Source organism: Alteromonas sp. AWQ4_252, from assembly GCF_056158205.1.
This window is the reverse complement of sequence record NZ_JBSWSV010000001.1, coordinates 3,717,168-3,731,912: the sequence shown is the minus strand read 5'-3', so window position 1 is coordinate 3,731,912 and position 14,745 is coordinate 3,717,168. Positions and strand designations below refer to the sequence as shown.

The 14,745-nt window shown below is 46.9% G+C and carries 14 protein-coding genes; 13 read left to right on the top strand and 1 reads right to left on the bottom strand.

Features of this window, described 5'->3' with window-relative positions; all coding sequences use genetic code 11:
- The first annotated feature begins 166 nt into the window (after nucleotides 1-166).
- The 6 genes from ACXACM_RS16425 (at nucleotide 167) to secF (ending at nucleotide 6,197) form a co-directional block, all read left to right on the top strand.
- Entirely contained in the window at nucleotides 167-418 is a 252-nt protein-coding gene (locus ACXACM_RS16425; protein WP_474823081.1) for a DUF6471 domain-containing protein, read from the top strand.
- 269 nt (nucleotides 419-687) lie between these two features.
- Nucleotides 688-1,746, top strand: coding sequence for a tRNA preQ1(34) S-adenosylmethionine ribosyltransferase-isomerase QueA (gene queA, locus ACXACM_RS16420; RefSeq protein ID WP_474823079.1), 1,059 nt, complete (start codon nucleotides 688-690; stop codon nucleotides 1,744-1,746).
- A gap of 121 nt (nucleotides 1,747-1,867) precedes the next feature.
- A complete protein-coding gene (tgt, locus tag ACXACM_RS16415; protein ID WP_474823078.1) occupies nucleotides 1,868-2,980 on the top strand; it encodes a tRNA guanosine(34) transglycosylase Tgt in 1,113 nt (370 codons plus the stop codon).
- A gap of 28 nt (nucleotides 2,981-3,008) precedes the next feature.
- Nucleotides 3,009-3,344 (top strand): preprotein translocase subunit YajC, encoded by a 336-nt coding sequence (yajC, locus tag ACXACM_RS16410; protein ID WP_474823077.1) that lies wholly within the window; start codon nucleotides 3,009-3,011, stop codon nucleotides 3,342-3,344.
- Between the two features lie 54 nt (nucleotides 3,345-3,398).
- The gene (gene secD / locus ACXACM_RS16405; RefSeq protein ID WP_474823075.1) at nucleotides 3,399-5,243 is read left to right on the top strand and encodes a protein translocase subunit SecD; all 1,845 of its coding nucleotides are present in this window, start codon (nucleotides 3,399-3,401) and stop codon (nucleotides 5,241-5,243) included.
- A gap of 12 nt (nucleotides 5,244-5,255) precedes the next feature.
- A complete protein-coding gene (gene secF / locus ACXACM_RS16400) occupies nucleotides 5,256-6,197 on the top strand; it encodes a protein translocase subunit SecF (RefSeq protein WP_474823074.1) in 942 nt (313 codons plus the stop codon).
- A 66-nt stretch (nucleotides 6,198-6,263) separates the two neighbouring features.
- On the opposite strand, the gene suhB is transcribed toward secF, so the two are convergent.
- Nucleotides 6,264-7,040, bottom strand: coding sequence for an inositol-1-monophosphatase (gene suhB / locus ACXACM_RS16395; RefSeq protein WP_474823073.1), 777 nt, complete (start codon nucleotides 7,038-7,040; stop codon nucleotides 6,264-6,266).
- A gap of 200 nt (nucleotides 7,041-7,240) precedes the next feature.
- Between suhB and trmJ the strand changes: the two genes are divergently transcribed.
- From trmJ to ACXACM_RS16360, 7 genes are all read left to right on the top strand, one after another.
- A complete protein-coding gene (gene trmJ, locus ACXACM_RS16390; protein ID WP_474823071.1) occupies nucleotides 7,241-7,960 on the top strand; it encodes a tRNA (cytosine(32)/uridine(32)-2'-O)-methyltransferase TrmJ in 720 nt (239 codons plus the stop codon).
- Nucleotides 7,961-8,166: 206 nt separating this feature from the next.
- The gene (gene iscR, locus ACXACM_RS16385; RefSeq protein WP_474823070.1) at nucleotides 8,167-8,655 is read left to right on the top strand and encodes a Fe-S cluster assembly transcriptional regulator IscR; all 489 of its coding nucleotides are present in this window, start codon (nucleotides 8,167-8,169) and stop codon (nucleotides 8,653-8,655) included.
- Nucleotides 8,652-9,818, top strand: a complete 1,167-nt coding sequence (locus ACXACM_RS16380) for an IscS subfamily cysteine desulfurase (protein ID WP_474823069.1) — start codon at nucleotides 8,652-8,654, stop codon at nucleotides 9,816-9,818. Before iscR ends, ACXACM_RS16380 begins: the two co-directional genes overlap by 4 nt.
- Nucleotides 9,819-10,073: 255 nt before the next feature.
- Nucleotides 10,074-11,510: a Fe-S cluster assembly protein SufB gene (gene sufB / locus ACXACM_RS16375; protein ID WP_474823068.1), complete on the top strand. Its 1,437-nt coding sequence runs from the start codon at nucleotides 10,074-10,076 to the stop codon at nucleotides 11,508-11,510.
- Between the two features lie 3 nt (nucleotides 11,511-11,513).
- Nucleotides 11,514-12,275, top strand: a complete 762-nt coding sequence (gene sufC, locus ACXACM_RS16370) for a Fe-S cluster assembly ATPase SufC (protein ID WP_474823066.1) — start codon at nucleotides 11,514-11,516, stop codon at nucleotides 12,273-12,275.
- On the top strand, nucleotides 12,272-13,531 hold the full coding sequence (locus tag ACXACM_RS16365; protein ID WP_474823065.1) for a SufB/SufD family protein: 1,260 nt from the start codon (nucleotides 12,272-12,274) through the stop codon (nucleotides 13,529-13,531). Before sufC ends, ACXACM_RS16365 begins: the two co-directional genes overlap by 4 nt.
- Nucleotides 13,528-14,745: an aminotransferase class V-fold PLP-dependent enzyme gene (locus ACXACM_RS16360; protein WP_474823063.1), complete on the top strand. Its 1,218-nt coding sequence runs from the start codon at nucleotides 13,528-13,530 to the stop codon at nucleotides 14,743-14,745. The genes ACXACM_RS16365 and ACXACM_RS16360 overlap by 4 nt, the downstream gene beginning before the upstream one ends.

Here is a 14,745-nt window from a genome sequence, read left to right as displayed (position 1 = left end):
CAATTTGAAGCGAAAATGTCAGCTACACTGTAAACGAATTTTTCAGTACAAGACACTATTCACGAAATTCAGTGTAGACAAGATGGGGCATATTAATCAATAATTCAAGTGTTTTAATGTGTAAAAAAGTGTGTTTTTGTAAAATATAATTCACAAAGGTGGTATTTTGGCTGGTAGAAACAAATGGCGGGAAATAGTAGCGAGATTAGTGAAGTCAGAAATGTCCATGCGTGGTGTAAAGTACCAGGGGCTGAGTGAGCGCCTGGCTGAAATAGGTGTGGAGCAAAGCGCTGATAATCTGCGAAACAAAGTGAATAAAGGCATTATGGGGGCGGATCTGTTCTTACAAATTATGCACGTACTCAATGCCAGACCTGTAGTGATGGCGGATGTGCAGAATATTCTGGATGAATTGTAGCTAATTGTGACAGGCGTACTCTATTTCCCAACAACTTGCAGTTGATATTTGATAGACTTCGCGCACCGCGCTATTACAGATAAAAAAAACCCGGCAAATCGCCGGGAATAGAATAGGAGTTGTTTGGGAGAACATCATCACTATCTGGGCCAAATCTTAACCGATTAAGCTATTGCTGTATAATAGTTGTGCGTATTACGGAATATATATGGGTATGTTAATAGATACCCTTGTATGTGAGAGTTTTCTAAAACATTGAATTAAATGACATGAAGCTATCTGATTTTACTTTTGAACTACCTGAATACTTGATCGCTAAATATCCAACGGAAAAGCGAACAGCCAGCCGTTTATTGTGTTTAGATGGTAGCAGCGGTGCTGTCAACCACATGCAATTTAGCGACATGCTGTCTCTTGTCGAAGCGGGTGATTTATTAGTATTTAACAACACCCGGGTAATTCCTGCCCGTTTAAAAGGTAAGAAAGCTTCTGGAGGCCAGATAGAGGTCTTAGTTGAGAGAATACTCGATAACAATGAAGTGCTAGCTCATGTTCGCGCAAGCAAGTCGCCAAAGCCTGGAACGCAATTGTTGTTGGAAAATGCGGTACCCGTTACTGTGTTAGGCAGAGAAGATGCATTATTCCATCTCAAGTTCGACGAGCCACAGAGTGTACTCTCACAGTTAGAAGAGTATGGTCATATGCCATTACCACCCTATATTGACCGCGCCGATGAAAGCAGTGACAAAGAACGCTATCAAACTGTGTATAATCAAAAGCCCGGCGCTGTTGCGGCGCCCACCGCTGGCCTTCATTTTGACGATGACATCCTCACCGCATTGCGCAAAAAAGGCGTTAATCTAGCGTTCGTTACCTTGCACGTTGGCGCCGGAACCTTCCAACCCGTACGTGTAGATAATATTACTGACCATGTGATGCATTCAGAATACGCAGAAGTGCCACAGGACGTTGTTGACGCGGTGCTGGCCACCAAACGCGCAGGCAAACGTGTTATCGCGGTAGGTACTACGTCGGTACGCTCGCTTGAGTCTGCCGCGAAGGCAGCTAAAGAGGATATGATCGCTCCCTTCTTTGACGATACCGACATATTTATTTACCCCGGTTTTACCTTTAACGTAGTAGATGCGATGTTTACTAATTTCCATCTACCTGAATCTACCTTAATGATGCTGATTAGTGCTTTTGCAGGGCGCGAAAATGTGATGTCGGCGTATCAGCAAGCCATTGAAAATGAATATCGGTTTTTTAGCTATGGAGACAGTATGTTTATCACCAGGGCAGGTAACGCCGCCAAGATAACGTGCTGAATTTAAAATATCCTGCGATGCGGTGCATGATCTGTGTGCTGAAACTGTTATAATCGCCGCCAATTTTAATCCTTACCGGCTGCTGTTTCAGGCTAGCTGGCGCGTTGAGGACATTTTTTTAATGCAATTTGAACTACTTAACACTGATGGAAAAGCCAGACGCGGACGATTGGTTTTTGATCGGGGTGTTGTGGAAACGCCTGCCTTTATGCCGGTGGGAACGTACGGCACGGTTAAGGGCATGACGCCGGAAGAGCTGAAAGATAGTGGTGCACATATTTGTCTGGGTAATACCTTCCACCTGATGTTGCGCCCTGGAACAGGTATTATCAGGCAACACGGTGATCTGCACGATTTTATGCACTGGGACAAACCGATCCTCACCGATTCTGGTGGCTTTCAGGTTTTCAGTTTAGGTGACTTACGTAAAATTACCGAAGAAGGTGTAACGTTCCGTTCACCAATCAATGGTGAGAAAATTTTGCTGACTCCTGAAAAATCCATGGAAGTTCAGCGGGATTTGGGTTCTGATATTGTCATGATTTTCGATGAATGTACCCCGTATCCGGCTACCGAGCAGGAAGCGCGTATTTCCATGGAACTTTCTTTGCGCTGGGCGAAGCGAAGTAAAGCAGCCCATGAAGGCAATCCGTCTGCGTTGTTTGGCATTATTCAGGGAGGAATGTATGAGGGCTTGCGTGATACGTCTCTGGCAGGCCTTGAAGACATTGGTTTCGATGGTTACGCCATCGGTGGTTTGTCGGTAGGCGAACCCAAAGAAGATATGATCCGCATCATTGATCACACAGCGCCAAAGATTCCAGAGAACAAGCCCAGATATCTTATGGGAGTTGGTAAGCCCGAAGATATCGTGGAGGCGGTCCGTCGTGGCATCGACATGTTTGACTGCGTTATGCCAACGCGAAATGCCCGTAATGGACATCTTTTCGTTACAGAAGGAGTGGTGAAAATTCGCAATGCTAAACATCGTAACGATACTTCTCCTCTGGATGCAAACTGCGATTGTTACACTTGTGAAAATTATTCCCGTTCATATCTCCATCATTTGGACAAGTGCAACGAAATTCTTGGTGCAAGGTTGAACACCATTCATAACCTTCGTTACTATCAGCGCGTGATGCAGGGGCTAAGAGATGCTATTGCTGCCGATAAACTCGAGGAATTCGTTGCAGAGTTCTACGCACAAAAAGATATGCCGGTGCCGGCACTATAACAACAAAACATTTAATTAAGAGGTAATTATGAGCTTGTTTATTTCTAACGCATACGCGCAAGCCGAAGGTAATCCACAGGGCGGCGGTTTCGAAATGCTCATTATGTTGGGTGTATTTGGCCTGATTTTTTATTTTTTACTGTATCGCCCACAAGCGAAACGGGTAAAAGAGCACAAAAACCTGGTATCTTCTTTAGGTAAGGGCGATGAAATACTGACCCAGGGCGGTTTGGTTGGCCGAATCACTAAGGTCTCTGAAGAAAAGGACTTTATCGAAATTGCCTTAAATGATGACACCCACATTGTGATTCAAAAAACATCAGTTTCCGCGGTATTGCCGAAAGGTACGATGAAATCCATCTAAGTTATTCTGCCGGAACCGGGCCTTGGCCCGGTTCATTGGTAAAAGGAATTTCCTGTGTTAAATAAAAATTCTATCTGGAAAGTGCTGCTTGTCATTGCCATCATTGGGCTGTGCGCTTTGTATGCGCTTCCCAACATATACGGCGAAGATAATGCTGTACAGATTTCCGCTGGCCGTGATGCAAAAGTAACAGAACAAATGGTTACTCGCGTTGAGAACGCGCTTAAAGCGAACAATATAGACGTTAAGAAAATTGAATTCGAGAACGAGCAAATTCTCGTTAGGTTAACGTCAAGTGACGGTCAATTACGTGCTCGTGAATTACTTGAACGGGAGCTAGGTACAGACTATTACGTGGCGATGAACCTGGCCCCGGATACACCGGAGTGGTTAGAAAATCTCGGTGGTACGCCGATGAAACTCGGGTTGGATTTGCGTGGTGGTGTTCACTTCTTAATGGAAGTGGATATGAGTGAGGCGATTAAAAAATCGCTGGAAGATGCTGAAACCACATTTAGAACGTCACTGCGGGAAGAAGGGCTTCGGTATCGCACAGTTAGCCAACGAGGTGACTACCTCGATATTCAATTCCGCGATCAAGAAACCCTGGACAAAGCTGAGTTTTTCCTTCGCAATCAAAACCGCGATTTAAGTTATGAAGATGCTGGGGAATTGACACTCAGAGCGTCTTTCTCAGAAGCCAAGCTCACCGAAATTCGCGATAATGCTGTAAAGCAAAATATCACTATTATCCGTAATCGGGTAAATCAACTGGGTGTTGCCGAACCATTGGTGCAAAAGCAGGGCGCAGACCGCATCGTAGTGCAGTTACCCGGTATTCAGGATACCGCTCGTGCTAAAGAGATTTTGAACGCTACTGCTACTTTGGAATTCAGAATGGTTGACCTCGACCATGATGTTGCTGATGCAGTGAATGGACGTGTGCCCGCAGGCTCTCAACTTATCAACGATCAATCTGGCAGACCGCAGTTGCTAGAAAAGCGCATAATGCTTACTGGTAATCACATTACTGATGCTAACAGTGGCGTCGATGAATATGGCATTCCACAAGTTAATATATCGCTGGATTCCGAGGGCGGCAGCAAGATGTCCCGGGCAACTCGTAGTGCTATAGGTAAGCCTATGGCGACCGTGTTTATTGAATACAAGTCTACTGGCGAGCGCAATGACGCTGGCAAGCTGGTATTCGAAAAACACGAAGAAGTCATCAGTATCGCCACAATACGAGCTCAGTTAGGTAGTAGTTTTAGAATTACAGGTCTCGATTCACCCAAAGAAGCACGAGATTTGTCTTTGCTTCTTCGCGCTGGTGCGCTGATTGCTCCCATTCAAATTGTTGAAGAACGTACAGTAGGGCCAAGCCTGGGCGCCGAGAATATCGAAATGGGTATGCAAGCCATTGTATTTGGTCTGGCGGCTGTTCTTATTTTCATGGTCATTTATTACAAGGCTTTTGGCTTGATTGCCAATGTGGCATTGCTCAGTAACCTTGTGATTATCGTTGGCGTCATGTCGATGATTCCCGGGGCAACCCTTACCTTGCCTGGTATGGCAGGTATTGTACTTACCGTCGGTATGGCTGTAGATGCTAACGTTCTGATATTCGAACGGATCCGCGAGGAAATACGCGACGGCCGCAGCCCTCAACAGGCAATACATCAAGGTTACGACAGTGCGTTCTCAACAATCCTCGATGCAAACGTAACGACATTTATCGCGGGTATGATTCTGTTTGCAGTGGGAACAGGGCCAATTAAAGGCTTCTCAATAACCTTGATGATCGGTATAGCCACATCAATGTTTACCGCCATTCTGGTCACACGAGTCATCGCCAATGCAATTTGGGGTGGGCGCCGTGTTGATTCGCTCCCCATATAAGGAACCGTTGTCATGCAATTACTTTCTTTGAACCACACGGTTAATTTTATGCGCTTGCGGGTGGCGACCATGATTTTGTCCACCCTGCTTATTCTTGGTTCCATTGTTTCACTTGCGACTAACAGTCTCAATTGGGGGCTTGATTTCACAGGTGGGACACTGATTGAAGTGGGCTATGAAACGTCTGCAGATCTTGCCCAGATTCGAGAAGAACTCGCTGGGGCCAATTTCCCAGATGCTGTTGTGCAGAATTTTGGCAGTAGTCAGGATGTGCTAATTCGAATCTCCCCCCGAGAAGGCGTTAAAGCCGCGGCGATTGGCGATCAGGTTTTAAGTGCCCTTAGGGATAGTGGCGAAACGGTTACTATGCGCCGCATTGAATTTGTTGGCCCTCAGGTGGGAGATGAGCTTACTGAGCAGGGCGGTCTTGCCATGCTGGTAGCACTGATCTGTATTTTGGTGTACGTTGCTATGCGATTTGAATGGCGGTTTGCGCTGGGGTCGGTCTCCGCTTTGGTGCACGACGTAGTACTTACACTTGGCCTGTTCTCGGTACTACAAATCGAATTCGATTTGACGGTACTGGCAGCGGTGCTGGCGGTAATTGGTTATTCACTGAATGATACTATCGTTGTGTGCGACCGTATTCGTGAAAACTTCCGGAAAATACGCAAAGGCGAGCCTACCGAAATCGTGAATATTTCACTGTCGCAAACCCTTAACAGAACCATTATTACCTCCCTGACCACTATATTGGTTCTGGTTGCATTGTTCTATAAAGGTGGCGCACTTATTCACGGCTTTGCTACAGCATTGTTGTTCGGTGTGATTGTCGGTACTTATTCTTCAATCTACATTGCCAGTTCAGTAGCGTTAGCGCTGGGAATAAGTAAAGAAGATCTCATGCCTCCTCAAGTCGAAAAGGAAGGCGCTGATTTAGATCCACTGCCTTAATTAGTGTTAAAGAGACAAAAAAAACCGCTCAATCTGTGAAATGAGCGGTTTTTTTATTTCTGGAAACTACTTCAGGTGCTTAACCAGGCCTTGAACTACTTTCGGGCTACCAGCGACAATTTCACCTTTGTAAAGAGGGTCGTTGTTGCCTTTAAAGTCAGTGACCAAACCACCGGCTTCTCTAACCATTAATTCTCCAGCAGCAATATCCCATGCTTTGATGCCGCGCTCCCAGTAACCATCCATTCTGCCGGCAGCCACGTAGGCTAAGTCCAATGCAGCACTACCGCCACGACGAATATCGCCACATTCGTGGAAAATCTTGTTAAGACTTAGCGCGTACTCGCCAAACTGGCCTTTGTCTTTAAAAGGTAACGCTGTGGCTAAAACGGTTTCGGTGAGGTCTCGGGGTTTGGAGGTACGAATGCGATAACCATTTAATTGTGCGCCCTGACCGCGGCTGGCAGTAAATATCTCACTGCGAATAGGGTCAAATATAACGGCTTGGTCTAAACGGCCTTTATGAAGTAAAGCAATGGAAACGGCAAAATGGGGAATGCCTTTTACAAAGTTGGTGGTGCCATCTAATGGGTCAATAATCCATTGAAAATCAGTGTCAGCCCCGTGGGTTTCACCGCTTTCTTCACCCAGGAAACTGTGTTCCGGGTAAGATTGCTGAATTTTGTTAATAATCGCCTGCTCAGCTTCTTTGTCTATCTGAGTAACGTAATCATTGGCGCCTTTCACTTCTTTTGTCAGGTCTGCACGATTTTCAAAACCGCGCACAATAATTTGTCCGGCAACACGCGCAGCGCGCACCGCAATATTCAGCATAGGATGCATAGATAAACCACCAATTGTAAAAGATCAAAAATAAACACGCTGTGCAATTATTAGTCACAAACGCTTAAAGCGCGCGAAGTGTAACAGAGCAATAAAAATATGCAACGACAAATCTGTATTAGCTGGTGTGGGCCGACAAATAGCCATGCAGAATACTGTTGTGCTATTATCCGCCCCCCGTAAAACAGGTAACGCTCGACATGTTAGAAAATATCAGAATCGTTTTGGTTAATACATCTCATACCGGAAATATTGGCTCAACGGCTAGAGCCATGAAAACCATGGGGCTAAGTAATTTGTACCTGGTTGACCCGGTAAAAGCGCCAGATGGTCACGCAAGCGCCCTGGCTGCTGGGGCTGGCGATGTACTGGGTAACGCAAAAACGGTGGCGACCCTGCAAGAAGCGGTTTCTGACTGTGGGTTAGTGGTAGGTACCTCAGCCCGCTCCAGAACGCATTCCTGGCCCATGCTGGAACCCAGAGCTTGTGGCAGGAAGCTCATTGCCGAAGTGCCTAATTACCCTGTAGCACTGGTGTTTGGCCGGGAAAACAACGGCTTGACGAATGAAGAGTTGCAACAATGTCACTTTCACGTCTGTATTCCTGCCAACCCGGATTACAGTTCATTAAACCTCGCTGCAGCAGTACAAACCCTTTGCTATGAAGTAAGAATGGCCTGGCTAGAAAAGGACGCCCGGGAGTCTGTTGAGCAGGAATATCCATTAAATGAAGATTTGGAGCGGTTCTACACGCACTTGGAAAGCACGCTCACAAGTACACAGTTTATCGTAAAAAATCATCCTGGAATGGTGATGACGAAGTTGCGCCGCTTGTTCAATCGTGCACGTCCAGAATCTCAGGAGCTAAACATTCTTCGCGGCATGCTTTCTTCTATCGATAAAGCGGTGAAGAAAGACTAACCCCCCGTCAATAGGTTTGAGCTGAGACCATAGCAATGACCGTCGGTACATCTGTGACGGTTGTTGCACTATTCACAAATAAGAAGCTTTAAACGTGAATTCCGATTGATTCAATTGATAATACTTGAGCAAAATACAAGGTTAAATACTTGACCAATTTAGTCGGGAATGGGAAAATCCGTGACCTCAAAGTTGGGAGATAAAAAATGAAACTAACGTCCAAAGGTCGCTATGCAGTGACAGCCATGCTCGATGTGGCCCTTCATTCTACGAAAGGACCTGTGCCCCTGGCAGACATCTCCGAGCGACAGGAAATATCACTTTCATATCTTGAACAGCTTTTCTCTCGTTTGAGGAAAGAAAAACTGGTGAGCAGCGTGCGTGGACCTGGTGGCGGTTATTTACTTGGCAGAAGCGCACTGACTATCGCCGTGGGTGACGTGATAAGAGCCGTTGATGAGTCTGTAGATGCAACGCGTTGTCAGGGACAGGCAGATTGTCAGGGCGGTGAAAAGTGCCTGACCCACAATCTTTGGCAGGACTTAAGCGATCGAATAAGTGTGTTCCTCGATTCCATTACCTTGGGTGAATTGATGTCCAAACGGGATGTGAAAGATGTCGCAAAGCGACAGGACAAGCTGGCTTCCTTGAAGAAATCCGTTGAAGATATTGAGGTGAGTGTACAGATTTCATGACAAGACTGAATACAAAATCTGTCTATCTTGATTATGCCGCTACCACGCCCGTAGACCCTCGTGTAGCTAAAAAAATGATGGCTTGCCTCACTATGGACGGCAATTTTGGTAATCCGGCATCACGAACCTACAGACAAGGCTGGATGGCAGAGGAGGCCGTAGACGTTGCGCGAAATCAGGTTGCAGATGCATTAAATTGCGACCCTCGCGAAGTGGTATTTACCTCTGGCGCGACAGAGTCAAACAACCTTGCAATAAAAGGGGCTGTAGAAGCCAATGCCCAGCGCGGCCAACATATTATAACGGTCAGTACTGAGCACAAGGCTGTTTTAGATACGTGTGCCGCCTTGCTGGACAAGGGCGCTGATGTCACCGTGCTACCTGTGGACAGCGAAGGGTTGATTTCTGTTCAGCAAGTGGCTGAAGCCATAAGAGATGACACCGTTTTAGTGAGTGTTATGCACGGCAATAACGAGATTGGCGTGCTACAGGATATTGAAGGTATCGGTGCGCTGTGTCGCGAAAAGGGCGTGTTGTTTCACGTTGACGCTGCGCAGACTGCAGGTAAATTGCCCATCGATGTTAATGCACTAAATGTGGATTTGTTATCCCTGTCTGCACACAAGTTTTATGGTCCAAAAGGGGTTGGCGCACTCTACGTACGACGGCGGCCAAAAGCCCATATCAGGGCACAAATCCATGGTGGTGGACATGAGCGGGGAATGCGTTCCGGTACTCTGCCAACCCATCAAATTGTAGGGATGGGAGAAGCTCTTGCTCTGGCAACGGCGGAGTTAGCCGAAGAAAGTCAACGGATCCTGGTATTAAGAGAAGCCCTCTGGGCCGGCATACAGCCACTGGGCGACATTAAACTCAACGGCCATAGTGAGCGCAGGCTGCCGGGTAATTTAAATGTGAGCTTTGGTGGAGTAGATGGCGAAAGCTTAATGATGGGGCTTAATGACATTGCGGTATCATCGGGCTCTGCCTGCACATCTGCCAGTTTGGAGCCATCCTATGTGTTAGCAGCATTGGGACTGGACGCAGAGATGGCGCATGCCGGTATTCGATTTTCCGTCGGCCGGTATACCAGCCAGGATGATATTGATTATGTGGTGGAAAAACTAAGTACAGTTGTTACCCGTTTAAGACAGGGTGCTTAATTTAAGTAAAGTGCTTGTGGCACTGGGGCAAACATTGCACATAGCAAGGCTTTAGTGCATGATTCGCCCGCTTTTGACAGCGACTCTGGCGTGGGTTCAATACTTGAGTGAAATACTCGGGTATTATATAATTTTCAGATATAGTGATGGGTTGACTACGGGTTGTAAGACGCGAAGTAACATCAGGCAAGACCGACATGGCCTGATAATAACTAACCCAGCGCTTTTTCAGGCAAAAACAGGTGAGATCCAATAATGAGTGAACAGATCGATCAGGCACTGGCGCGAAAATACGATGCCGGTTTTTACTCTGAAATCGAATCAGAAACATTCGAGAGTGGGCTGGACGAATCCGTCATACGTCGCATTTCTGAAATGAAGGGCGAGCCAGAATGGATGTTGGAATGGCGCTTAAAGGCTTATCGTTCGTGGTTGAAAATGGAAGAGCCTGAGTGGGCTCACGTGGACTACCCTAAAGTAGATTTTCAGGCTATTTCTTATTATTCAGCACCAAAAAGTATGCAGGATAAGCCCAAGTCACTTGATGAGGTTGATCCTGAACTTCTGCGCACTTACGAAAAGCTAGGTATTCCGCTACACGAGCAAGAGATGCTTGCGGGCGTAGCCGTAGACGCCGTGTTCGATTCGGTTTCTGTTGTCACAACCTTCAGAGAAAAGCTTGAAGAAGCCGGTGTTATTTTCTGTCCTATATCTGAAGCGGTACACAAGCACCCTGAGTTAGTCAAAAAGTATATTGGATCAGTGGTTCCCAGAACAGACAACTTTTATGCAGCGCTAAACAGTGCTGTGTTTACAGATGGTTCTTTTGTTTATATTCCAAAAGGGGTGCGATGCCCGATGGAATTGTCTACGTATTTCAGAATTAACGAACAAAATACGGGACAATTCGAAAGAACGCTCATCGTTGCCGAAGAAGGCAGCTATGTTAGCTACCTGGAAGGCTGTACCGCTCCTCAGCGGGACGAAAATCAACTTCACGCTGCGGTTGTTGAGCTTGTTGCATTGGATGATGCGCAAATTAAATACTCAACGGTTCAAAACTGGTATCCGGGCGATGAAGAAGGCAAGGGTGGTATTTACAATTTCGTGACCAAACGGGGTATATGCCATACCAATGCAAAAATTTCCTGGACTCAGGTTGAAACCGGGTCATCCGTTACCTGGAAATATCCGTCATGTGTATTAAAAGGCGACAACAGCGTGGGTGAGTTCTACTCTGTGGCGCTTACCCGTGGTCGCCAACAAGCAGATACCGGCACCAAGATGATTCACTTGGGTAAAAATACCCGTTCAACCATTATCTCCAAGGGTATTTCAGCGGGTAAAAGTAACAATGCTTACCGCGGTCTTGTTCAAATGGGTCCCCGTGCCGACGGTGCCCGCAACTTTACAGAATGTGACTCATTGTTGATCGGTGATCAATGCGGTGCACATACATTTCCTTATATAGAAAGCAGAAACCCAACGGCCATCGTAGAACACGAAGCGACTACGTCGAAAGTCAGCGATGAGCAGTTATTTTTATGCCAGCAACGCGGTTTGGATACGGAAAAAGCCGTTTCTATGATCGTCAACGGTTTCTGTAAAGAAGTATTCAAAGAGCTGCCCATGGAATTCGCTGTGGAAGCTGGCAAGTTGCTCGAAATCAGTCTCGAAGGTTCAGTGGGGTAAGCCATGCTTAAAATTTCAAATTTACACGCCAGCGTTGAAGAAAAAGCCATCATCAAAGGCCTTAATCTGGAAGTTAATCCGGGAGAGGTTCACGCTATTATGGGCCCCAATGGCGCGGGTAAATCTACCCTGGGCTATGTGTTGTCTGGTCGCGAAGGTTATGAAGTCTCAGAGGGAGACGTAAACCTGAACGGTAAAGATTTGCTTGATATGGAAGTGGAAGAACGGGCCCGCGAAGGCTTGTTTTTGGCATTTCAATATCCTGTTGAGATTCCAGGTGTGAGCAACATGGAGTTTATGAAGGAGTCGGTAAACGCCATTCGTGAAGAAAGAGGGGAAGCGCCTTTAACTGCTGCTGAATTCCTCAAGAAAGCCAAAGAAGCTTGTAAGCAGGTTCAGTTACCACTGGATTTCCTAAAGCGTGGCGTGAACGAAGGCTTTTCCGGTGGTGAGAAAAAACGTAACGAGATCATGCAGATGATTCTGCTCGAGCCATCACTGTGTATTCTTGATGAATCGGATTCTGGCCTCGACGTTGATGCCCTTCAGGTGGTTGCCGATGGTGTAAACAGTCAGCGTGATGGTAAACGGAGTTTCATTGTTGTAACCCACTACCAACGCTTACTCGACTACATTAAACCGGATTTCGTTCATATTCTGGCGGACGGCAAAATCGTCAAAAGTGGTGATGCGTCGTTAGCGCTGGAAGTTGAGAAAAGCGGCTACGCGTTTTTGGGTAAACAATATGAGGAGGCTGAAGCATGAGCCAATGGCTAGAACAAGTCATTGACAACGCTCAGAATGTTTCTGACTTTTTGTCTCCGGCTCGCGAAGCCGCTCTGAGCGAGTTGAAATCTCAAGGCTGGCCTGGCCGTCGCACTGAAAGCTGGCGTTTTACACCGCTGAGCAGTGTCGAAAAGCGTGAGGTATTATCGCCCTCGGCAGCGGGTGCGGTGACAGCGCCTGAGATGGAAAACCTCGATGCTATCGACATCATCTTTTCTGATGGCCAACTGGTGACAGATACTGCATCCTTGGATTTGCCCGAAGGCGTTTCTATTTGCCAATTTAAAAACGCAAGTGACGACCAAAAAGACGCAATAACTTCTTTATATGGCAAGATTAAGCCTCAAAAGCATACCTTTGGTCTGGTTAACGATGCGTTAGCTGAAAATGGTATTTTCATCGATGTTGCTGCTGGTATCACTGTTGAACCTGTCATTCGGGTTTTGAATTTAACCAGTCAGCCCTGCGACGCACACACTCGCATGTTGGTTCGTCTAGGAGATGGTGCTCGTGCGTCGGTCATGGAATTCGGTGAAGGCAATATTGATAGTCTTACAACGGCTTTTGCAGAGTACAGCATTGGTGAAAAAGCCCATCTCGAGCATTATCGTTTCGCGCTATTTACTGGTAAGGCAAAGCAAATAGGCGGTAGCCACTTTAAGTTGTGTGAGCAATCTACCATGAACAGCACGTTTGTGGGCTATGGCAGCGAGCTTTCTCGGCTGGATGTGGATATCTGGCATGCCGGCGAGTTTGCAAATGCGAAAATGAATGCCATTTATCTGCTTGCTGAAAACGAGCTGTTCGATTTACATTCCTCCATCGAGCATGCAGTGCCGAACGGTACTACAGAAGAAAACGCCCGTGGCATTATCGGTGATGGGGCAAAAGCGGTATTTAATGGTCGTATTCACATTCATCGTGATGCGCAAAAGACGCTTGCCGAATTAAATAACCGCAACTTATTGTTGTCTCGTCGTGGCGTAATCAATACCAAGCCTGAGCTGGAAATTTATGCCGATGACGTAAAATGTGCACACGGTGCCACCGTTGCAGAAATCGATGATACAGCCTTGTATTATTTGTTAACCCGAGGCATTCCACGAAGCAGAGCTCTGGTTATGCTGAATTTTGGCTTCGTTCAGGAATTGGTTGCTCAAATTCCCAAAGCTGCAATAGCAGACTGGCTATTGCCAAAACTGAGCCAACGCTTTGCTGAGATGGAGGTAAAATGAGCCTCGACGTTCAGGCAATTCGGGCACAGTTTCCTATCCTGGAAAGAGAAATTGATGGGAAACCATTGGTTTATCTCGATAACGCGGCAACGACGCAGAAACCGCAGGCAGTACTCGATGCTATTATGTCTTTTTATACAACTACGAACGCCAATGTGCATCGCGGTGCTCACGCTTTATCTGATGAAGCGACGCGATTGTATGAAAATGCGCGAAGTGATGTTGCCCGCTTTATAAATGCCAATCAACGGGAAGAGGTGATCTGGACGGCTGGAACCACTGAAGCTATCAATCTGGTTGCTAAGGGGCTGGCACAGCAGCTTCAGCCCGGTGACGAAGTGATGGTGACCGAAATGGAACATCACGCGAATCTGGTCACGTGGCAGCAAGCCTGCAAGGTGTCGGGAGCGTCGCTGAAAGTTGTCCCCATTAATGAACGGGGTGAAGTCGATTTAGATGCCTTTGAAAGTCTGCTGAACGCGAATACCAGGCTGGTGGCCTTTCCTCACGTGTCAAACGCACTTGGCACAGTGAATCCGATCAAAGAGATGACGGCGAAGGCCAAGGCTGTGGGCGCATTGGTATCAGTAGACGGAGCACAGGGTATAGCCCACGGCGGTGTTGATGTGCAGGATATCGGCTGCGATTTTTACGCGTTTTCTGGCCATAAATTGTTTGGGCCCACTGGTACTGGTGTTTTGTGGGGCAAAGCTGAGATCCTGGAAAACTGGCCGGTATGGTTGACCGGTGGTGAAATGATAGCAGATGTAACCTATCAGGACGCAACGTGGGGCCGCTTACCAAACCGGTTGGAAGCTGGCACTCCAAATATTGCTGGCGTGATTGGGTTAGGCGCGGCCGTTAACTGGTTTTCATCGTTGGATTCGGATGCAGTTCAGGCGCATGAAAAAGCCTTGCTATGTCGCGCCCACGAGCTTGCTGAGAACATGGCCGACATGCGTATCATTGGCACGGCTGCAAACAAAGTTGGTGTGATGAGCTTCATGCTTGGTAGCGCTCATCCTGCCGATGTGGGGTTCATTCTGGATCGTCAGGGCGTCGCCATTCGTACCGGTGATAATTGCGCTCAACCGCTGATGAAAAAATTAGGAATACCGGGAACCGCCCGAGCGTCCTTTTCCTTATATAATACCCTTGAAGAAGTGGACATCTTATTTGATGCACTTCGCAAGGCACAGATGATGCTAGTTTAG